Origin of the sequence: Streptomyces sp. NPDC015144 (assembly GCF_043079735.1) — a bacterium.
In the GTDB taxonomy this organism is placed as follows: domain Bacteria; phylum Actinomycetota; class Actinomycetes; order Streptomycetales; family Streptomycetaceae; genus Streptomyces.
Window position 1 is genome coordinate 62,910 of record NZ_JBIBUU010000023.1, and the last position, 21,332, is coordinate 84,241.

Genomic DNA, 21,332 nt, shown 5'->3' on the forward strand with positions numbered 1-21,332 from the left:
AGTCGGGTGTGACGAATTTGGTGGCGCATTGGGACCACCGCGCCGAGAACTACGACGAGACACCGGGCAACGCGCTGACCGCCGAACAGGCGGCGGCGTGGAAATCGATGCTGGCGGAGGCGTTTCCCGCCCGTTCGGGGCGGCTGCTCGACATCGGCTGCGGGACGGGCACCTACACCCTGCTCTGCGCGGAGCTGGGCTTCGACGTCCACGGGGTGGACACCTCGGAGCGGATGCTCGCCCGGGCCCGGCGGAAGGCCCTCGAACGGCGCACCGGGGGCGTCGGCCCGGCCGTCACGTTCGCGCGGCTCGACGCGGGGAACGCCGAGGGGCTCGGCGGCCCGTACGACGCGGTGTTCTCGCGGAACGTGCTGTGGACCGTGGCGGACCCCGGCCGGCTGGCGGCGGCGGTGGCGGCGCACCTGGCGCGGGACGCCGTGTGGATCGCCGTCGAGACGATCTGGGACGGCCGGCCGAACGGTGACTTCCGGGAGGTGGGCGGGGAGTTGCCGGGGTTCGGCGGCTGGCACCCCAACGTCCTGCGCGACATCTTCGCCCGGCACGGCTTCGCCCGTACCAGCTGGTCGAGCATCTCCCACCGGCCGGAGCTGGCGACGGCGGACCAGGACCTCCACGTGATGTTCCGGGTGAGCCGATGATCACTGTCGTCACGGGCCCCTGGGCGCTGCCGAGGATGGAGATCGCCCAGGCCGTCGCCACCCGGCTCGGCGCCCGGCCGGGCGGAGGGCAAGGCGGAAGGCCGGGCGGCCGGAGCGGTGTCGAGGTCGTCGACGGGGAGCAACTGGGCTTCGCCCTCATGGAGTTCCGCCCCGGCCTGCCGGACGACTTCCAGGAGGACCCCGTCTGGCAGGCGCTCTTCACCACCCTGTGCGTCCACACCGCCCGGCACAGCGCCGACGGCCGCGTCCTGGCGCCGATGAACATCCACTGCGGTGAGCGGCTGGCCCGCTTACGGGCCGGTCTCACGGCCCGGGGAGCGGCGGTCTCGGTGATCGGCCTGCGGGCGTCCCGGGAGTACTGCGAGGAGCTGGCCGACACCTACGCGTTCTTCGAACGGGGCTCGGCGGACTACCACCGGGTGCGGAGCTGGCAACTGGCCCGGCTCGACGCGTACCTGGAGTTCGCGGCCGCCCCCGGGGCACCGGTCGACGACTGGGTGGAGCTGCTGCCCGGCATGTCGTCGGAGCAGGTGGTCTCCTCGCTCGTCCGGGCGATGACGGCCGAGGGGTGCCCATGACGGTCTGTCCGAAGGAGGCCACGGCACCGGCCCGGGACCCCGGAGACGCGGACGCGGAGTGCGTGGTCGCCTACCGGCGCCTGCGGCACGGGGTGTCCACCCCGCACCAGATCGGATACGGCCGCAACATGTACCCGGCCGCCCCGGAGCTCGTGGCGCGGGTCCGTTCGCTGGTCACGGTGCTGTTCGAGCAGCAGCGCATGACGGACTACTCGACCGGGTTCGACGGCTCCGACCGGGAGTTGATCAGCGCGCTCACCGCCCACTGGCTGGGCCGCCCCGACATCGGACCGGGCGATGTGTTCGTCATGTCCGGGTCGACGGAGGCGATCAGTGTGGTCACCGGCTACCTCGCCGCGCGGGGGTACGCGTACGTGCTGCCGCTGCCCTGCTACTACGCCTTCGAGCAGTCCGCCCGCCGCCGGCGCATGCCGGTCGCCGCCCACTACAACGGGGACGGCCTGCTGTACCGGAGCCGGTCGCCCCGTGCCCGGTCCGGCGGGCCCCGGGCCCTGGTCGACATCGTGCCGAACGGGGTGACCGGCCGGCGCTTCCGGCTTCCCGGCGCCGCGGCAGGCGACTTCCGCGTCCTCGACTCGGTCTTCCAGGTCTCCGCGGCCCCGGGCGGGGAGGGCGGGGTGGACGACGGCCATCTGCGCGAGGCCGTCCGGGACCTCGACCTCGGCCGCGGCTGCGTGATGCTCACCGCGAGCAAGGACCTGTCGGTGCCCGGACTCCGCGCGGGCCTGCTGATCACCCGCGACCCCGGGCTGCGGCGGTACCTGGAGGCGGACCGGTTCGAGCGCTGCTACGCGCTGAGCCCGTTGTCCACCGCGGTCGTCGCGCTCTACGTCGCGCTGATGTGCGCCCGGGCCGCGCGGCGCGACGGCACGGTACCGGCGCGGCCCCGGCTGCTTCCCCCCGAGGTCGCGCCGGTCCGGCCGGGCGGCGACGACCCGCTCGTGCGGATGCTGTGGCGGTCGCCGGTCGTCGACGTCCTCGACCGGTACCTGCGCGGCATGGCCCGGCACTACGCCACCGTCCTCGCGGCCTACCGGAGCCGGCTCGTGCCCCTGGGCGTCGATCCGGTCCCCCGGTACCCGGAGACCGGCTACTCGCTGTTCCTGCCGCTGCCGGTCCGGGTCGACGGCCCGGAGGGGGCGGTCGGCTGGTGCAACCGGGTCGGCCGGGAGGCCGGACTCAAGCTCAACCCGGCGGCGGTCTTCGGCGGCGACGACGAGCCGTGGGCCGCCCTGTACGACTGCACCCGCCCCTGGGTGCGGTTCAACTGCTCGGTAGCGGAGCCGGATGCCGTGCACACCGTGGGCATCCTCGAAACGGCGTTGGGGTGATGAGGTGACGCAGGGAACGGGCGGACGGACACCGACGGGCACCACCGACCCACTGGCGCTGGGCAGGGCGATAGCCGAGGCCGACCGGCGGGCCGCGCACGCCCTCAACCTCGTACCCAGCGAGAACCGCGTCTCGCCCCTGGCCTCGGTGCCGCTGGGCTCCGACTTCGCCAACCGGTACTTCTTCAACACCGCGGGCGACCCGCTGTTCTGGGAGTTCCGGGGCGGCGAGGACATCGCGCACATCGAGGCGCTCGGGGCCGGGGCGCTCCGGCGGATGGCCTCGGCGCGGTACTGCAACCTGCGGCCCGTCTCCGGGATGAGCGCGATGATCCTGACCGTCGCCGCGCTCTCCGCGCCGGGCTCGGCCGTGGTCAGCGTCGACCAGGACTCCGGCGGCCACTACGCCACCCCGGCACTGCTCGGCAGGCTGGGCCGCCGGTCCCGGCTGCTCGGCTGCCCGGGCGGCCGGGTCGACACCGAGGGGCTGGCCCGGGCGCTCGCCCCGGGCGACGTGGACCTGGTCTACGTGGACGTGCAGAACTGCGTCCGGGTGCCGGACTTCGCGGCGATGGCGGACGTCGTGCGGAGGGTGAGCCCGGCCACCCGGCTGTACGTGGACGCCAGCCACTATCTCGGGCTCGTGCTGGGCGGCCTGGTGGAGAACCCCCTGCGGTGCGGGGCCGACGCCTTCGGCGGCTCCACCCACAAGTCGTTCCCCGGACCGCACAAGGGCGTGGTCTTCACCGAGGGGAAGGAGATCGACGAGAGTCTGCGCGCCGCCCAGTTCGACCTGGTCAGCAGTCACCACTTCGCGCAGACCCTGGCGTTGTCCCTGGCCGCGCTGGAGATCGAGCCCCGGATCGCTGAGTACGCCCGGACCACCCGCGACAACGCGCGACGGCTCGCCACCGCCCTGGCCGACGCCGGGTTCCGGGTCCACGGCGACCGGGGCACCGGCTACACCGACACCCACCAGGTGTGGGTGGCGATGGACTCCCCGGCGGCCGCGTACACCCTGTCGAACCGGCTGGCCGAGGCGGGCATCCGGGTCAACCTCCAGTCGTCGATGCCCCGGATGCCCGGGGTGCACCTGCGCCTCGGGGCGAACGAGATCACCTTCCAGGGCGCCGGTCCACGGGCGATCGAGGAACTGGCCGCCGCCCTGGCCACGGCGCGGGAGAGACCGCTCGGGCCCCGGACCGCGAGCGGTATCCGCGCCCGGTTCGGTGCGCCCTTCTACACCGATCCCGAGAAGCTGGGAGTGGAGGCCGGGCTGTGTACGTGCTGACCGGAGGGCCCCGCGGTGCCGGGCCGTCCCTCGCGGATCCCGCCGGCCCCGCGGGCCCCGGGGTGCGGGGGCGCGTGGCATGCGACTGATGACGTCCGACTACACGGAGCTCTCCACGCCCGGCCACGGCTACGTGACCGGTCCGCTGCGCCCCGACATGACCCACGACCTGCTGGAACGCTACGGCTTCGCGGTGGTCCGCGGCCCGTCCGGCGCGGTGTCCGCCGAGGACGCCCACCGCGGGATGGCGGCGGTGCGGGCCGGCCTCGGTCTCGGGAAGCCCTATGTCCCGCTCCTCTACCGCGACCGGGGAGCGCCGCCCGTCACGGAGGTGACGCGGAAGGCCGACTCGGACCATCCGACGTTCCACACCGGCGCGGCGCAGGGCTGGCACACCGACGGCCTCCTGGAGGACATCGGGACCATCCGGACGACCCTGCTGTACTGCGTACGCCCGGCGCGCGTCGGCGGCCGGACCTTCCTGCTCAACGCGGGGCGGGTCTTCGCGGAGCTGCGGGACCGGGACCCGGAGGCGGCCGAGGTCCTGCTGCGGGGCACCATCCTCGGCCGGCGGTCGACGATCCCGGGGGCGGTCCGCGAGGCCGTCGGGCCGGTGTTCGCCGCGCTCGGCGACGGCCACTACGCGACCCGGTACGGCGAGGGCCGGGTCGAGCGCTGGTATCCGAGGGACGCCGAGGAGCAGCGGTGCCTGGCCCGCGCGCTCCGCTACTTCAAGGACCGCCGGGACGGTCCCGACGTCCGGATCGATCTGCTCCTGCGGGCCGGGCAGTGCCTGGTCTTCCGCAACGACGTACTGGCCCACGGCCGGGAGCACTTCACCGACGACCCCCGCCGTCCGCGCCTGCTGCTGCGGAGCCTGCACACCGACGCCCCGGAGTGTGTGTCATGAGGGACTCCGTGATCATCCCGATGGCCGGGCGGGGGACGCGTTTCGGGGCCCCGTACCCGAAGGAGCTGCACGTCGTGGCGGCGCACCGCACCGTGCTGCACTGCTGCCTCGGGCCGCTGACCGCGCTCGGCCCGGAGCGGCTGCGGGTCGTCTGCGTGGTCGGCCCGGACCGGGCCCGGTCCATGGACGTGGTCGCCGAGGAGCTGGGCGGGCGCGGCGCCGACGTGGTCTTCACCGTGCAGAACCGTCGGCGGCACGGGGCCGATCTGGGCGGTGCCGTCCGCGCCGGGCTGCCGTACTGCGAGGGGGTGACCGCCCTGGTGCTCCCCGACCAGATCTTCACCACCCGGGAGCCGGGCGACTTCGCGGTGGCGATGGACCTGGCGCGCCGGCACGGCCGTTCGGCCCTGGTCCACCCGACCACGGACCCCGGGGCGCTGCGCGCCGACGGCGCGGTGGCGTACGACCGGGAGTCCGGTCTCATCACGGCGTGCGAGGAGAAGCCGGAGCGGGATCTCGGCCGGTTCGACGGGCTGTGGGTGGTCCCGATGGCCGGCCCCGACCACCGGGAGCTGCTGCCCTCGGTGGCGACGGACCCGGCGCGTGTCCTGACCGGGGCCGCCTGTGTCGAGGTCGGGAGCTACGTCAATGTGACGCGGCCGTCGGACGTGTGGGGGCTTCGATGTCCGACGTACTGATGGACTGCACCGGTCACCGGGTCGACTGGACGTCGCTCGGCGGGATCGGGCTGCGGGCGCGGGAGCTGGCCGCGGAGATCGCCCGGGTCGCCGGGGTGACGGTCTTCTCCCCCGGTTCGCTGCCCGAGCGGCTCGGCCCGGGGGTCCGGCTGGTGACCCGGGAATCCGCCTGGGCCGCCGAGCTGCGCCGGAGCGACATCGTCTACTCCTTCGACTCGCCGTCCCCGGAGCGGCTGGCGTCGGTGGCCGACAGGGGTCTGCCGATGATCGTGGAGAACGCCCCGCCGCTCGAACACGCCCTGTACCCCTCGCTGGCGCGGCGCGCGGACCGCGAGAGCCGGTACCGGGAGACGGTGGAGGCGTACCGGCGGCAGTTGGCGGGCGGGGCGTTCTTCACCTGCCGGTCGGCCGTGGAGCGGGCGACGCTGGTGGCGAACCTCTGTCTCACCGGCCGGGTGACGGTGGAGGCGATGCGGGCGTCGGGCGCGCTGGACGGGCTGGTCACCACCATCCCCGTCGGGTTCTCGGAGTCCGCCGCCGAGGCGGCCCGGCGCCGGCTGGCCGAGGCCGGTGGGGAGAGGTCGTCCCGGGAGGGGCCGTTCCGGGTGGTCTGGTCGGGCGGTCTGTGGACGTATCTGGACCCGCTGTTCGCGCTGGAGTCCGTACGGATCGCCCGGAGCCGCGGCGTCCCCGTGGAGCTGGTGTTCCTGTACGGGCGGGAGAACCCGGACAACGCGGCGGTCCTGTCCGGTCTGCTCGGTGCCGTCGAACGGTACGGCTGCGGCGGCTACGTGACGATCCGGCAGGCACCGTTGGGCCGGGCGGAGTACTTCCGGGTGCTGGCCGGGGCGTCCGCGCTGCTCTGCGTCGGGCGGCGCGGCGTCGAGAACGACACCTGTGTGCGGCTGCGGATCAGGGACTCCCGGCTGTTCGGCCTGCCCACCGTGGTGGACCGGCACGGGCCGACCTTCGACGAGCTGGCCAGGGACGGGCTGGCCCACGGCGCGGACGACCCGGAGGAGGGGGCCGCCGCCCTGGCGGTGATCCACCGGCGGCGCGGCGAACGCGCGCCGCTCGACGCGTACGCGTACCGCCGTACCGCGCGCGACCTGTGCGCATGGATCGAGAAGCGGAAGGGGGAACGATGAGTTCCGAGGACGAGAGGGCGGAACGGGGCGGGAGGGGGGCGGCCGTCTCGGCGCTGGGACGTCCCTGGCGGGCTCCCCGCGACCACTCCGGGCCGACGTTCGTCGCCGGGCGGGGCGCCTGGCTGACCGACCGGACCGGGCACCGGGTGATCGACGCGACGTCCGGCGCGCTGAACGTGTTCTGCGGGCACGGGGTCGAGCCGGTGGTCGACGCCTACCTGGCGCAGCTGAGGGAGCTGGCCCATGTCGACATGGCACAGGGCCTCGCCGGACCGGCCCACCGGCTCGCGGACGCGCTGCGGGACGTCCGGGGCCACGGCGGCGAGCGGTTCTTCTTCGCCAACAGCGGTTCGGAGGCGATCGAGCTGGCCGTGGGGCTCGCCTCCCGGTACTGGGCGGCGGTCGACGGGCGGCGTACGGACATCGTCGCCTTCGAGCGCGGCTACCACGGCTCGACCGCGCTGTGCCAGGCGCTGTCCGGGCTGCCGCAGACCGGTGACGCCCCGGGCCGGGACGCGGTCCGCGTCCACCGTCTGACCTTCGGCGGGTTCATCGGCGCCGGGCAGCGGTCGGAGGCGGCGCGGGCGTACATCACCGCGCGGCTGCGGTCGCTGCTGGCCCGTACGGCGGCGGGGACGGTGCTGATCGAGCCGTTCCTGAACGTCGGGGGCGGCATCCGGCTCCCCGAGGGGCTGCTCGGCGACGTCCGTCGGATCTGCGACGAGCACGGGGCGCTGCTGGTGCTGGACGAGGTGTTCACCGGGATGGGGCGGACCGGGGCGTGGTTCGCGCACGACCATCCGGGGGTGCGCCCCGATCTCACCGCGTTCAGCAAGGGGCTGACCAACGGGGTGTGCGCGCTGTCCGCCGTCGCGGCCGACCGCCGGGTCCTGGACCGGCTGCCCGCCGGGAGCATCGTGCCCTACGGCCACACCATGTCGGCCTCCGCGGCGGCCTGCGCGGCGGCGCACGCGACGCTGGAGCACCTGCGCGGCACCGGGGCCGTGGCGGCGGCCCGGGCCTCCGGTGCCCGGCTGCTCGACGCGCTGGAGCGGGAGTTGCGCGGTACGGACGGTGTGCTCGACGTCCGGGGGCACGGTCTGGCGCTCAGTGTCGAGCTCGACGGCGCCGACTGCGCCGGGAGCGTGCAGCGGGTGGTCTACGACCTCGGGGCCTACACCCGGCAGCAGGGCTCCACGGTTTTGCTCGCACCGCCCGCCTGTCTGAGCGGCGCGGAGGAGGAGCGGCTCGTCGACCATCTGGTCACCGGGGTCCGCAAAGTGGTCGCAGCGCGGTGAGGAGCCGACGATGACGGACATGATCGGCGTCGACGACGCCCTGGAGCACATCGAGCGGCTGCGCCACGGCGAGGCGCTCACCACCGAACGGGCCTCGGCGGTCCTCGCCCTCCACCGGGCGGGCCGCCTCGCCGACTACCAGCTCTCCGCCTGGCTGGCGACGATCGCGGCGCGCGGGCTGCGGTTCACCGAGACGGTGGCCCTGACCAGGGCGTATCTCGGTCCGGTCCGGCCCGGGGCGGCGATGGGCGGCGGCCGGCGGCCGGTGGTGGACAAGCACAGCACGGGAGGCATCGGCGACAAGACGACGCTGGTGGTGGTGCCGCTGGTGGCCGCGCTCGGGGTCCGGGTCTGCAAGCTGAGCGGGCGGGGGCTCGGGATCGCCGGGGGCACGATCGACAAGCTGGAGAGCGTGCCCGGGCTGCGGCTCGAGTTCACCGAGGCGGAGCTGGCCGCCCGGCTCGCCGCCGACGACGCCGTCATCGGATCGTTCTCCGGTGAGCTGGTGCCCGGTGACACGGCGACGTACGGGCTGCGGTCGGTGAGCGGCTGCGTGCGGTCGGCGCCGCTGATCGCCGCGAGCATCGTCAGCAAGAAGGTGGCGGTCGGTGCCGACGCGGTGGTGTTCGACGTGCGGTACGGGGACGGTTCGCTGGTGCCGGACCACGGGGCGGCGCGGCGGCTGGCGGGGCTTCTGGTGCGGCTCGGGGGCGAGTTCGGGCTGCGCTGCCGGGCGGTGCTCAGTGACGGTTCCGTTCCGCTGGGCCGGGCCGTCGGCAACGCGGCGGAGGTCGACGAGGCGGTCGACTTCCTGCGCGGGCGGGGGGACCGGGGGCTGGCGGCGGAGTGCGAGGCCCTGGCCGTGCAGATGGTGCGGGTGGCCGAGCCGGACGAGCCGGAGGGCAGGATCCGGGAGCGGCTGCGGTCGGCGCTGGGTTCCGGGGCGGCGCTGTCGGTCTTCGTCCGGATGCTGACGGCGCAGGGCGGTGACACCGCGCCGGTCCTGCGCGGCGACGGGTACTGCCGGCCGGGGGTGCGCGGACTCGTCCGGGCCCGGCGGGCCGGGTGGATCACGGACGTCTCGGCGCTCGACATCGGACGGGCCGCGTTGAAGCTGGGCGCGGGCAAGGTGTTCGCGGGCGATGTCATCGACCCGCACGCCGGGATCCGGCTCGCCCACCCCCTGGGCGGGCGGGTCGCGGAGGGGGACGTCCTGGCCGAGGTGTTCCACCGGGAGGGGCTCGACGCCGGGGCGGCGGTGGAGCTGGTGGCCGGGGCGGTCCGGGTCGGCCCCCGGGAGGACTGCCGGGCGCCGCGCGCGCCGGAGCCGCTGTCCGGGACCGACGCCTGCGCGGACGTACCGGCCCATGTCTCCACGGGCGTCTTCGCGGACGCCGCCACGAACGGAACGGGAACGGGGACGGTCCATGTCTGATCCGACGACGGGCCCGGTGGCCGCCCCCGCCGCCGAGCCGGAGCTGCGGGAGTACCTGACGGCGATGCTGCGCTGGCACTTCAGCGAGGAGACCGGCTCCCGGTTCTGGGCCGACCACCGCGCCGCCCTGCCCTTCGACCCGGTCGCCGACATCCACACCTTCGACGACCTGCGCCGCTTCCCGTCCCGGGTCAACGAGTTGCGCGAGGCCCGGGTCGAGGACCTGGTCCCCCGGGGCCTGGCCGACGAGCCCCCGCCCTACGTGGTGGAGTCCGGCGGCACGACCGGCAGGCCCAAGCGCGCCGTGCTGTCGCTCTCCCGGATCGAGCAACTGGTCGACCTGTACTGCGCGTACGTGCCGGAGGCCGCGGGGCACACCATGCTGTCGCTGTTCCCGACCGGCCCCCATCTCGCGGGGAACTGGCAGCGGCGGTGGGCCCGGCGGCTGCGCGTGCCCTACCTCCAGGTGGACATCGACCCGCGGTGGGTCAAGTCCGGCATCGGGGCGGACGTGCGGCGCCGGTACGTCGAGCACGTACTGGCCCAGGCCCTGGACGTGCTCCGCACCCAGCACGTCGGGCATCTGCTGGTGACCCCGCCCCTGCTGCGCGCCCTGGCCCGCTCGGAGGAGCTGGCGGACCGGGTGCGGGCCACGGTGCGGGTCGTCACCTGGGGCGGGGCCCGGATGACGCGCGAGGAGGTGTACGAGTACGCGCGGCTGGTCTTCCCGGACGCCGTCTTCGTCGCCACGTACGCGAGTTCGATCACGGGGACGCGGGCGCTGCTCCGGCGGACGACGTCGTACGACGACCATCCGGTGTTCGACCCGGCCGGCCCGGAGCTGTTCGTCCGCGTCGTCGATCCGGGCACCCGCGCGCCGGTGCCGTACGGGGCCCGGGGCCAGGTGCTGATGCACACGGTCACCCGGGACATGTTCCTGCCGAACAACCTGGAGCGGGACCTGGCGGTGCGGACGGCCGGGACCGGGGGCGAGGAGTGGCGGGGCGACTCGGTCGCGGACGTCGTCCCGATGGCGGAGTTCGAGGGCAGCCGGATCGTCGAGGGGATCTACTGATGGGCGGTACGCGTCAGGGGCGACGGGTCCCCGTCGTACGGGAGACCGCCGCGGGCCGGGTCGGCGGGGTGCTGGACCGGCCCTCCGGCTCCGCCCGGTGGCGGGGCGTCCCGTACGGCACGGTCCGGGCGGACGGCGGCCGGTTCGCCGGGGCGGTGCGGCCGGAGCCGTGGGAGGGGGTGCGTCCGGCGCTGCGGCCCGGCCGGGTGTCCTGGCAGCTCCCGCCGGTCCACGACCGGGCGTCCGACACGCTGCGGCACTTCGGCTTCCCGCACACCGGCGGGACGGAGCACGAAGACTGTCTGAACCTCGACGTGCACACCCCGGACCCGGGTGGGGCGGGGCTTCCCGTGCTCGTCTGGTTCCACCCGGGCATGCAGGTCGCGGGGGCGGGGAGCATGCCCGGCAGGCGTCCGGAGGTGCTGAGCCGCACCCACGGCGTCGTGGTGGTGACGGTCAACTTCCGGCTGGGGTGCTGGGGCCATCTCTTCCTGGACGAGCTGACCGGCCCGTCGGGCCCGGCCTGGCGGGACACGGCCAACCTCCGGCTGCGGGACCAGGTCCTCGCCCTCACCTGGGTGAAGGAGAACATCGCGGCCTTCGGCGGCGACGCGGGCAACGTCACCCTGTTCGGGGAGTCCGCGGGGGCCCACAACATCGGCTCGGTCCTGGGGTGCGCCGCCGCCGAGGGGCTCTTCGAGCGGGCCGCCCTGTACAGCGGCGGCTGCGAGAACGCGGTGCCGAGGGACGAGGCGACCGCCCTCGCCCGGGAGTTCCTGGAGTGCGCGGGACTCGCCGGTGCGCCCGAGCGGCTGGCCACCGTACCGAACGTGCATCTGAAGGTGGCGCACGAACGCCTGCTGGGGCGCCACGAGATCGTGTACTACCGCGATGTCGTGGACGGTACGCACCTGACGCGTCCGCCGATCGCGGCGATCGCGGCGGGGGCGTCGGCCGGGGTCGACCTGTTGGTCTCCAACACGGCGGACGAGGCCGGGCTCTGGGACCACCTGATGCCGGGCGGGGCGCGGGTGGTGGCGCGGGGCGCGCGGAGCGCCGTACCGGCCGCACGGTACGGGGCGGACCACGAGGCGTTCATCGAGGCGGAGTTGTTCCTGCGCCCCTCGCGCGACCTGCTGCGGGCGAAGTCCGCGTCGGGCAGCGGCCGGTGCTGGTACCAGGTCTACGACCACGTCCCCTCGGACCACGGGCTGGCCGGGGCCGGGCGCGCGGTGCACGGCATGGACCTGGCGTCGCTCTTCTTCGACCCCGCCTCCCCCGGCACCGCGTCGGAGGCGGACGTCGTGGTGGCCCGCCATGTCCAGGGGGCGCTGGTGGAGTTCGCGCACGGGAGGGGGCCGTCGGCCGGCGGGGTCCGCTGGCCGGTGTACGACCGCGCGGCGGAGCGGCTGGTCCGGATCGGGCGGGAGCCCCGGGTGGAGAGCGCAGTGTGGCCGCTGGACGACGACCACGCGGCAGCCGGCCGGTAGCGGGGGCGGGGGGACGGGGAGTGGGTACGGAATCTCGGGCGGCGCCGTCGTGGGCGGCGCGGCTGCTCGTGGCCTGGGCCGCGGAGCGGCCCACGGCGGTCTGCGCCGTGGCGCTGGCGCTGGCCGGGGCGGGGATCGACCTGGCGACGCCGCTGGTCGTCGGGTCCGTGGTCGACGGACTGGCCGCCGGCCGGGCGGTCGCCCTCGGCACGCTCGTCCTGCTGGCCGTCGCCGCCGTGCTCAGGTTCGTCGTCCGGTTCGGCCAGCGCGTCTCCGCGAGCCGGCCGGCGACCCGGGTCCAGCACGAGCTGCGGGTGGCGTTGCTGGCGTCGCTGTGCCGCCACTCCGGCGAGCAGCAGGACGCGTTACGGCGGGGCGAGGTGGTCTCGCGGTCGGTCACCGACCTCCAGGTGGTGCAGTCGCTGCTGACCCTGGCCCCGCAGGCGGCCGCGGCGGTCTGCCATGTCGCGGTCCAGGTCGTGATCATGTTCGTGCTCTCCCCGGTGCTGGCGGCGGCGACGCTCGTCGCCCTGCCGGTCGCGGGGGCGGTGGTGGTCCGGTCCCGGCGGCGGCTCCACGCGGCCACCTGGCTGTCCCAGCAGGCCGCCGCCGACCTCACCTCGTTCACCGGCGAGGCCGTCGCCGGGCTGCCCGTCACCAAGGTCTTCCAGCGGGAGGAGCTGGTCGAGGGCCGCTTCCGGGCCCTGGCCGCCGAGCTGTTCGGCCGCCGCCAGCGGGTCGCCCGGCTGAACGCCGTGTTCACGCCCGTCCTGGCCACGCTGCCGCAGGGCGCGCTCGTCCTGGTCGTCGGGGTCGGCGGGGCGATGGCCCTGCGGGGCGACCTCGGCGTCGGCACCTTCGTGGTGTTCGCGACGTATCTGCTCACCATGACCGGGCTGGTACGGCTGCTGGCCGGGGCGGTCTCCGCGGTCGCGCTCGCCCGGTCCTCGGCCGAGCGCGTCCACGCGGTCATCGACAGCGGCGGCCCCGGGCCGGACCCGGAGGCCGGACCCGGTGAAGAAGGCAACGGGGACGGGGTCGGAGTGGTGCTGTCCGGCGTCGGGCTGCGGCTCGGGCCGGAGCGGCGGCACGTCCTGCGGGACCTGAGCCTGACCGTCGCCCCCGGGGAGTGCCTGGGTGTCGCGGGCCGGACCGGCTCCGGGAAGTCGGTGCTGGGGCTGCTGCTGTCGGGGCAGTACCGGCCCACCTGCGGGCGGCTGGAGTTCACCGACCGTACCGGGCGCGTCCGGGCACCGGCGCCCGGCGGCCCCGGTGCCGCGCTGGTGACGGAGGAGCCGTTCCTGTTCTCCGGCACGGTCCGGGACAACATCCTGCTGGGCCGGGAGTTCCACGGCGGCCGGTACGCCTCGGCGGTCGCGGACGCCGCCGTGGACACGATGCTGGACCGGCTGCCGGACGGCGACCTGACCCGTGCCGGTGAGGACGGGGCCCGGCTCTCCGGGGGCGAGCGGCAGCGGATCGCCCTCGCCCGGGCCCTGTACGGCGCGCCGGGGCTGCTGCTGCTCGACGACGCGATGTCCGCCCTGGACACCCTGACGGAAGCGCGGGTGCTCACCGCGCTGCGGCGGCGGCTCGGGGACGGGTGCACCGTCGTCGTGACCGGGCGGCGGCGCGCGGTGCTGGCGCTGGCCGACCGGATCGCGGTCGTCGAGGGCGGCCGGGTGGTCGAACACGGCGCCGCCGGGGAGCTGATGGGACGTTCCGTACGGCTGAGGGCCCTGATGGGCGAGGCCGCCGGGACACCGACGCTGGGCGCCGACGGCCCGGCGGCCGGACCGGCGGCGGACGGCCCCCCGCCCGGCCGGGCCCGCGCCGGCACCAGGGAGGACCCGGCCGGGGCGTACGCCGTCCGGCTGCCCGGGGTGGTGGACGCACCCGCGCCGGCGGATCTGGAGAGTGGACGGCAGGGCGGCCCGTTCACCCTCCGGGCGGCGCTGCGGCCGGTACGCGGCCCCGCCCTCGCGGCCCTCGTCTGCATCGCCGCCGAGGTCGCCGCGGCCGTGGCGCTCCCGGCGGTGGCCCGGTCCGTCCTCGCGGCCGCGGCGGACGGCGACGCGTCGGCGGTCGGGGCGCTGTTCGCCCTGGGGTTGGCCGTCACGGCGGTGGGCTGGGCCGCCGGGTGGGGCACCATCCGTACGACCGCGCGGGTCTGCGACCGGGTGCTGTTCGCCGTACGCCTGCGGTGCTTCCGGCACGTCCAGCGGCTTCCGCTGCCGTACGTGGACCGGGTGCGGTCGGGCGGGCTGCTGACCCGGCTGACGTCGGACATCGACTCGCTCTCCGCGTTCGTGCAGACGGGGCTGGTGTCCCTGGCGGTCAATCTGCCGCTGGTGGGCGGGGTCGTCCTGGCCGTGGTCTGGATCGCGCCGGACGGCTGGCCCGTCCTGGCGGGGGCGGCGGCCGCGGTGCTGGCCGGGGCGACCGCGTTCCGGCGTGTCGTCTCCCGTTCGTACCCCAGGGCGCGCGACCTGCTCGCGGCGGTCAACACCGACCTGCACGAGAAGGCGCACGGCATCCGTACGGCGCAGATCTTCCGCTGCACGGGGCGGATCGTCGCGGAGTTCGCGGAGCGGTCGGCGGCGTACCGCGACGAACGCCTGCGCGGGCAGACGGCGGTGGCGTGGTTCTTCCCCCTGGTCGCGCTCGCCGTCGACCTCACACTGGTCTGCCTGCTGCTGCCCGCCGCGACGGACGGGCCGGCCGGGGCCGGTGTCCTCGACGGCGGGACCGCCGCCGCCCTCGTCCTGTACCTCTCGCTGCTGTCCTACCCGATCCAGCAGATCGCGACGGTCTACGACGGCGCGCAGCAGGCCCGGGTGGGTCTGCTGCGCGTCAACGGCCTGCTGTCCGAACCGGCGGAGGAACCGACGGACGGGCCGGCTGAGGGGCCGACTGGGGGGCCGACTGGGGGGCCGACTGGGGGGCCGGCAGTGCCTGCACCGGTGCTTCCCGTGCCGGAGCGACCGGCGGGTGCGGGCATCCGGTTCGACCGGGTCGGCTTCCGGTACCGGGAGGACGCCCCGTACTCGCTCCAGGACGTCGTGCTCGACATCCCGCCGGGGGCGTCGCTCGCCGTCGTCGGCCCGACCGGGGCCGGCAAGTCGACCATCATCAAACTGCTGGCGCGGTTCTACCACCCGCAGTGCGGAACGCTCCGCCTGGACGGTGTGGACGTCGGGCTGATCCCGCTGCGCGACTACCGGCTGCGGACCGCCATCGTGCCGCAGGAGGCCCATCTGTTCAGCGGTTCCGTCGGCGAGAACATCGCCTTCGGGCGGCCCGATGTCTCCCGTGCGGAGATCACGGCGGTCCTGCGGTCGCTCGGCGCGGCGGAACTGATCGACGCCCTGCCCGGCGGGCTGGACCACGACGTCGGCCCCCGGGGAGCCGCCCTGTCCGCCGGGCAGCGGCAGGTGGTCGCCGTGGCACGGGCGCTGGTCTCCCGCCCCCAGCTCCTGCTGCTGGACGAGGCCACCGGAGCACTGGACGCGGAGGCGGAACGCACCGTCGTCCACGCCCTGCGCGGCGACCGGAGCGGGCGGAAGACCGTCCTGGTCGCCCACCGGCTCGCCACCGCCGCGCAGGCGGACGCCATCGCCGTCGTCGAACGGGGACGGCTGCTGGAGGTCGGGGGGCACGCGTCCCTGCTGCGGTCGGGCGGGCTCTACGCGGACCTCTGGGCGGCTTCCGCCGCCGACGCACCACCACACCGCGACCGGGGACGAGGGCCGGTCCGGGACCGAGGACAAGGACGAGGAGCGAGGACATGAGGTCACTGACCTGCGGTGAGGAGTTCCGGTTCAACGGGGCGGTGTCGTTGCAGCGGGGCGAGGGCTGGGTGGCGCCGTGGCGGGTGCCCTTCGACCGGGCCCGGCTGTACTTCCCCGAGGGCGGCATCGGGCGGGCGGGGATGCCGTCCGGGGTCGCCGTCGTGCTGACGACGGACACGGACCGCCTGGAACTCGACTACCTGTGCTCGCGGTGCCCGGACAACATCGTCGAACTGGCCGAGGACATCGAGCAGTTGGAGTCGGTCGACGTCGTCGTGGACGGGGTACGGCGTGGCCGGCGCGCCCTGTCCGCCTCCCGGAGCACCGAGACGCTGCGGCTCGACCTCGGCGGCGCGGTGGGCGGTGCGGAGGGCGGTGCCGGCGCGGGGCCGATGCGACAGATCGAGCTGTGGCTGCCGCTCTACGCCCAGTTCCGCCTGATCGACCTCCGGATCGACGCGGGGGCGACGGCCTCCGTACCGGCGCCGAACCCGAACCGGTGGGTGCACTACGGCGGTTCGCTCTCGCAGGGCATGGGCGCGGACTCGCCGCTGACCAACTACGTGCAGTCGAGCCGGTGGCGCGACGATCTCGACCTGGTGTCGCTGGCCCGGGGCAAGGGCACGCATCTGGAGCCGGTCTTCGCGGATCTGATCGCCGAACTGCGGCCGCGCTACCTGACGATGGCGGTCGGCGGCATGGTCTATCTCACCGGCTCACTGAACCCGTACACGTATCTGACGAACATGCTCGGTTTCGTGAAACGCGTCGTGGACACCGTGCCCGACTGCGAGGTGGTCGTCGTCCTGGCTCCGGCGAGCCCCCGGTTCCGCGACCGCAAGGGACCGGGCGGGCTGACCGCGACGGAGTGGGCGACGGTGCACGACGCCGTGGTGGCGGCGGTCATGGAGTGGGGCGACGGCCGGGTCCACCCGGTGCGCCAGTGGGCGGACGTCGACGAGTCCGACTTCCTCGCCGACGGCATCCACCTGACATCGGACGCGCACCGCAGGTACGGGGCGTATCTGGCGGAGCGGATCCGCGCCCGCCTGGGGTAGGGCCGGTCCGTCCCGGACCGGATCGAATCCGACGAGGAGGAAATGACGTGCAGGACGCCGAACAGACCCACGACAACGAGCAACAGCAAAAACAACACGAAGGAACGGTGGCGGCCGGGACCGGGGCCGGTCCCGTCGAGGCGGACGCCGACTGGTTCGACGACGTTCCCGAGGAGAACGTCGGGTCCGTGCTCGCGCTGGACGAACTGGCCCCTTACCCGGGGATCTAGAGAACGGTGAGGAGCATCGTGGAACCGTCGCACCGCGCCAGCGGGCACGTCACCGAACATGCCCGGCACCCCGACACCGGCCCGCTTCGCGCCCGGCGGCGGGAGGTACTCGACTGGTACGCGTCCCGGCCTGCCGGGACGGACGCCGGACCGGACGCCGGACGGGGCTCCGGGCGGGTGTGGCCCGAGGGGGCGGTGGTCGTCGTGGGGCGCGGCCCGCACCCGCACGGAGCCGATCTGGCGGCCCTCGGCTGCCGCATGGCCGCGCACGTCCCGCTCGACGCCTGGCGGCGGGGCACCGGTGCGGGGGCCGGGGCCGTCGAGCGGGCCGTCCCGTCGTCGGCGGGATACGTCCTGGTGACCGTCGCCAGGGACGCGTTCGACCTCCGGTTCGCCCGGGACGTCGTCGCCCTCGGGCACCGGACCGGGCTCCCGGTGGGGACGCTGCCCGCGCGCTCCGCCGGGGAGCTGGGCTTCATGCTCCGGCGCATGGCCCTGGCCAGAAGGGCCCGGGCCGGGGCCCACGTCTTCGTGGACGCGGCCGATTCCTCGTCCGTGGTGGGCGACGCGGCGGAGCTGGCCGCGCCCGGTCCCGAGGGCGTGCGCACCGTCTCGGTGTACGGCCACGGCAACGAGTCCCATGTGAAGATCGGCAACCGGTTCGTCTGCGCGCACAGCACGAGCGGCTTCCCCGGGCAGGACTGCGCGTGCGCCCCGAACGGCCTGCGGCTCTGCCGGCTCGACGACATCCGTTGCGGCTGGATCCACCTGGGGTCGTGCGGGGCGCTGATCCCCGACTGGCGGCGCAGTCGGCCCGCGACCAACTTCGTCGACGCCTTCGCGAGTTCCTACGCGGCGACCCTGTGCGGCTCGCTCTACCGCATGCCGACGTCGCGCCGGGCGATCCTGGTCCATGAGCTGGCCCAGCTCGGCGGCGCCGCTCCGGGCGGGGACGACCGGTCGGCGGGGACGCTCTGCCTGGGCGATCCGGTGCTGCTGCGCCACCGCTCCGACGCGCCGGACCGGAAGGCGGCCCTGGCGTCGCTGGGCGGTGAACTCGGCGAGATCGAGGCGGGTTCGGCGCGCCTGGCCGAGGACCGGGCCCGGCTGCTGGCCCTGACCCGGACCGTCGAGGACGCCCGGGGTCTGCTCGTCGCCCTGCGCCTGGCGGTGGGCCCTTCCGGGCGCGGGGTGCCGGCCGCCTGCGCGCGGGGGATCGACGGGGCCCGGGGCTGGGCGGCACGGGCGGCGGCGGTGCTGTCGGCGGCGAGCGGGCGGACCGTGTACGGCGAGCCCGTCCGGGCCGAGTTCGCCCGCTGCGTCGCCGGAATGGAGTCCCTCGGCGAACGGTTCGAACGGGATCTGGTCGCCCTCCTGGCGAACGTTCCGGAAGACGCGCGGGCGGAGGTTGCCGAAGGTGCACGGGCGGAGGTTGCCGGAGGCGCGGGCGTTCCGGCGGGCCCGCCGGGGAGTGTTCCGGTGGTCGGTGCCCGCGCCGTCGAGCGCGCCATGAGGTCCGGGCTGCTCTTCGGGCCGCCGGGGCCCGACGTGCTGTGCGCCTGCCATCTGTGCGGGCTCCCGGTCCGGGTCGGCGCGGCCCGGGGCGCGGCGGACGACCGGGAATGCCACTGGGCGCGGTGCGACGTCTGCGGAGACCTGGCGCGGTCGCCGGACGGGGAACGGTTCCCGCTGGTCACCGTGGCGGGGCCGGGCGCGGTCGGCGTGCGGTTCTACGGCACGGACCCCCGCCCCGGCGGTGCCCGGCCGGAACCGGCCGCCCGGGTGGTCGTGGACATCGACGACGGGTCCGGGGGCCTGCGTACCAGGAGCGCGCACGTTCTCGCGCCGGGCGGAGCGGTGGGGGTGCGGTGCGACATGGGCGGCGCGGGGCCCTCGCTGCGGGTGCGGGCCCTGGTGGTGTCCGGGTTCGCGATCTGGTTCGCGCGGGCGACCGTGCCGTCCGCCGAACTGCTCGGCGCCCCGCCCCCGTCCGGTTCCCCCCGACACGAAGGAGGCCGAGGCCGTATGCGCGGCACCGCTGCCGGCCGGCCCGAGGGCGAGGGCTCATGAAGGCCGTGTTCGCCACCGCCCCCGACCCCGACGACCCGCTGTCCACCGTCGTCGTCGGGGACCGCCCCGACCCCGAGGTGCCCCCGGGCTGGGTCCAGGTGGCGGTCCGGGCGGCCTCCCTCAACCACAAGGACCTCTGGACCCTGCGCGGCGTCGGGATCAACCGGGACCAGTACCCCCGCATCCTCGGCTGCGAGGCGGCGGGGATGCGGCCGGACGGGGCGCGCGTGGTGCTCTATCCCCTCCTCGACTCCCCGCCGGGCCTCGCCGACGAGACTCTGGCGATGCCCGCGGCACAGCTCGTCGGTGCCCGGCCGGGCACCCTCGCCGAGTTCTTCGCCGCTCCCCCGGAGAGCCTGCTGCCCGTCCCGGACCATCTGTCGTGGGAGGAGGCGGCCTGCCTGGTGTGCACCTGGCTTCCCGCGTACCGGATGCTGTTCACCAAGGCGGCGCTGCGTCCCGGGGACACCGTGCTCGTCCAGGGCGCGGCGGGCGGCCTGTCCACCGCGCTGACCAGCCTGGCGTCGGCGAGCGGGGTGCGCACCTGGGTGACCGGCCGGTCCGCCGCCAAGCGGGCCCTGGCCCGGCGGCTGGGCGCGAGCGCCACGTTCGAGCCGGGGGCCGAACTGCCCGCACCGGTCGACGCGGTGATCGACAGTGTGGGCCGGGCGACCTGGACGCACACCCTGCGCAGCGTCCGGCACGGCGGCACGGTGGTGGTCGCGGGCGCGACGACCGGCGACCTCCCGCCCGCCCGGCTGCACCGGATCTACTTCCACCAGATCAACGTCGTCGGTTCGTTCAGCGGGACCCGGGAGGAGTACGCGCGGATGGTGACCCTGATGCGCACCACCGGCATCCGGCCGCTGGTGGACGACGTGCTGCCGGCGCAGGAGGCGCGCGCGGCGCTCAAGCGGCTCGCGGACGGGGACGTACGCGGCAATCTCGTCCTGACCTGGCCGGGCCCCGGCTCGCCGGCCGGCGGAGGGGAAGCCCGGTGAGCGCCGCGGCCGAGGTACTGCGCGAGGCGGGCGAGGGCGGTGCCGTGCCGCCGTGCGACCGCCGGTTCCACTACGTCCCGCCGTGGCGGGCGGCGACGCTGACGGCGCTCGCGCGGCAGGTCCTGCCCCCGGTCGCCGAGGTCGCGGCCCGGTACGCCGCCGCCCGGCCGGACGCCGAGGTCACCGCCGAGGAGACGGCGACGCTGCTCGCGGCCTGCGCGTACGTACGGCTGCGGGGCGCGCCGGACGGCTGCGTCCTCGCGTTCGGCGGGCTGCCGCCGGAGCTGGTGGAGCACGCCCGTACGGAGCGGATGACGGTACGGGCGGCGCGGGAGTGCGTCGGCTGGTTCGACGCCAACCAGCGCCCGCTCACCCGGGTGGACCTCCCCGGGGCGGGCACGTGCGACGGCGCGCTCTACGGGCCGGAGCTGGCCCGGCGGTACGCCCCGGCCCGGCCGGTGACGGAGCGGTTCAACGCCGTGCTGCGCGGCTTCGCCCGGGACTTCCTCGGTTCGCTCCGGGTCCTGGAGCTGGGTACGGGCACCGGCAGGCTGGCCCGTAACGTGGCGCCCTTCGCGGGCTCGTACACCGGGATCGAGGCATCGCGCGCGATGATCGAGGCGGGGCGCCGGGACGGCCTGGACGTGCGGCACGGCGACATGATGGCGATGCCGTTCGCCACCGGATCGTTCGACGCGGTCGTCGAGCACGAGAGCATCGACTTCTGCACGGAGCCGCTGCTGGCGGCCACCGAGGTGGAACGCGTACTGGCGCTGGGCGGCCGGTTCTACCGCGTCGAGCTGGAGACCGCGCCCGCCGCGGGGGTCGGCCGCCTCCAGGAGGCGGTCACCGCGCGGCTGGCGGAGGTGGCCGGCGGGGTCTTCCCGTACTGGACGAAGGGGCAGCGGCAGCGGCTGCACGGCTGGCTGCTGCGCCGCGGCTTCGTGCACCGCAGGATCGAGCTGGCCCGCTGGGACGAGACCCGGACGCTCCGCGACTGGCTCCAGGGCCTGGTCAACGCCAGTTATCCGTCCTTCTCCGGCATCGACGAGCACACTGCGCGGTCCGTCTGCGCGGAACTGGCCCGCGCCGCCGCGCTGGGATCGCTCGACACCCGGTGGCCGGGGCGCGTCGGGGTGATCCTGCACATGTACGAGCCCGTCGACCGCTGCTGTCCGAAGCACCTCCCGTGACCCCTTCCTGTGACCCCTGTCCCGTGACCCCTGT

Annotated in this window: 17 protein-coding genes; all 17 read left to right on the forward strand. The window is 75.3% G+C overall.

Features of this window, described 5'->3' with window-relative positions; genetic code table 11:
- Positions 1-8 precede the first annotated feature (8 nt).
- The 17 genes from ACF08W_RS30135 (at position 9) to ACF08W_RS30215 (ending at position 21,298) form a co-directional block, all read left to right on the forward strand.
- The gene (locus ACF08W_RS30135; RefSeq protein ID WP_392281199.1) at positions 9-659 is read left to right on the forward strand and encodes a class I SAM-dependent DNA methyltransferase; all 651 of its coding nucleotides are present in this window, start codon (positions 9-11) and stop codon (positions 657-659) included.
- Positions 656-1,258 (forward strand): hypothetical protein, encoded by a 603-nt coding sequence (locus ACF08W_RS30140; protein WP_392281200.1) that lies wholly within the window; start codon positions 656-658, stop codon positions 1,256-1,258. Before ACF08W_RS30135 ends, ACF08W_RS30140 begins: the two co-directional genes overlap by 4 nt.
- A complete protein-coding gene (locus tag ACF08W_RS30145) occupies positions 1,255-2,610 on the forward strand; it encodes a hypothetical protein (RefSeq protein WP_392281201.1) in 1,356 nt (451 codons plus the stop codon). The genes ACF08W_RS30140 and ACF08W_RS30145 overlap by 4 nt, the downstream gene beginning before the upstream one ends.
- Before the next feature lie 4 nt (positions 2,611-2,614).
- On the forward strand, positions 2,615-3,901 hold the full coding sequence (locus ACF08W_RS30150; protein ID WP_392281202.1) for a hypothetical protein: 1,287 nt from the start codon (positions 2,615-2,617) through the stop codon (positions 3,899-3,901).
- Positions 3,902-3,980: 79 nt separating this feature from the next.
- The gene (locus ACF08W_RS30155) at positions 3,981-4,811 is read left to right on the forward strand and encodes a TauD/TfdA family dioxygenase (protein ID WP_392281203.1); all 831 of its coding nucleotides are present in this window, start codon (positions 3,981-3,983) and stop codon (positions 4,809-4,811) included.
- A complete protein-coding gene (locus ACF08W_RS30160; RefSeq protein WP_352273188.1) occupies positions 4,808-5,509 on the forward strand; it encodes a hypothetical protein in 702 nt (233 codons plus the stop codon). The genes ACF08W_RS30155 and ACF08W_RS30160 overlap by 4 nt, the downstream gene beginning before the upstream one ends.
- The gene (locus tag ACF08W_RS30165; protein ID WP_392281204.1) at positions 5,494-6,657 is read left to right on the forward strand and encodes a hypothetical protein; all 1,164 of its coding nucleotides are present in this window, start codon (positions 5,494-5,496) and stop codon (positions 6,655-6,657) included. The genes ACF08W_RS30160 and ACF08W_RS30165 overlap by 16 nt, the downstream gene beginning before the upstream one ends.
- Complete coding sequence (locus ACF08W_RS30170) at positions 6,654-7,955, forward strand: aminotransferase class III-fold pyridoxal phosphate-dependent enzyme (RefSeq protein WP_385205580.1); 1,302 nt, start codon at positions 6,654-6,656, stop codon at positions 7,953-7,955. Before ACF08W_RS30165 ends, ACF08W_RS30170 begins: the two co-directional genes overlap by 4 nt.
- A 10-nt stretch (positions 7,956-7,965) precedes the next feature.
- Positions 7,966-9,390 (forward strand): thymidine phosphorylase, encoded by a 1,425-nt coding sequence (locus ACF08W_RS30175; protein WP_392281205.1) that lies wholly within the window; start codon positions 7,966-7,968, stop codon positions 9,388-9,390.
- Positions 9,383-10,465 (forward strand): phenazine antibiotic biosynthesis protein, encoded by a 1,083-nt coding sequence (locus ACF08W_RS30180; protein ID WP_392281206.1) that lies wholly within the window; start codon positions 9,383-9,385, stop codon positions 10,463-10,465. Before ACF08W_RS30175 ends, ACF08W_RS30180 begins: the two co-directional genes overlap by 8 nt.
- Complete coding sequence (locus ACF08W_RS30185; protein ID WP_392281207.1) at positions 10,465-11,955, forward strand: carboxylesterase family protein; 1,491 nt, start codon at positions 10,465-10,467, stop codon at positions 11,953-11,955. Before ACF08W_RS30180 ends, ACF08W_RS30185 begins: the two co-directional genes overlap by 1 nt.
- 20 nt (positions 11,956-11,975) lie before the next feature.
- On the forward strand, positions 11,976-15,746 hold the full coding sequence (locus ACF08W_RS30190; RefSeq protein ID WP_392281208.1) for an ABC transporter ATP-binding protein: 3,771 nt from the start codon (positions 11,976-11,978) through the stop codon (positions 15,744-15,746).
- Positions 15,743-16,804 (forward strand): hypothetical protein, encoded by a 1,062-nt coding sequence (locus tag ACF08W_RS30195; protein ID WP_392281209.1) that lies wholly within the window; start codon positions 15,743-15,745, stop codon positions 16,802-16,804. Before ACF08W_RS30190 ends, ACF08W_RS30195 begins: the two co-directional genes overlap by 4 nt.
- 47 nt (positions 16,805-16,851) lie before the next feature.
- On the forward strand, positions 16,852-17,034 hold the full coding sequence (locus tag ACF08W_RS30200) for a hypothetical protein (protein ID WP_392281210.1): 183 nt from the start codon (positions 16,852-16,854) through the stop codon (positions 17,032-17,034).
- 18 nt (positions 17,035-17,052) lie between these two features.
- A complete protein-coding gene (locus ACF08W_RS30205; protein WP_392281211.1) occupies positions 17,053-19,104 on the forward strand; it encodes a hypothetical protein in 2,052 nt (683 codons plus the stop codon).
- The gene (locus ACF08W_RS30210; protein WP_392281212.1) at positions 19,101-20,105 is read left to right on the forward strand and encodes a zinc-binding dehydrogenase; all 1,005 of its coding nucleotides are present in this window, start codon (positions 19,101-19,103) and stop codon (positions 20,103-20,105) included. The genes ACF08W_RS30205 and ACF08W_RS30210 overlap by 4 nt, the downstream gene beginning before the upstream one ends.
- Positions 20,102-21,298 (forward strand): class I SAM-dependent methyltransferase, encoded by a 1,197-nt coding sequence (locus ACF08W_RS30215; RefSeq protein WP_392281213.1) that lies wholly within the window; start codon positions 20,102-20,104, stop codon positions 21,296-21,298. The genes ACF08W_RS30210 and ACF08W_RS30215 overlap by 4 nt, the downstream gene beginning before the upstream one ends.
- Positions 21,299-21,332 lie beyond the last annotated feature (34 nt).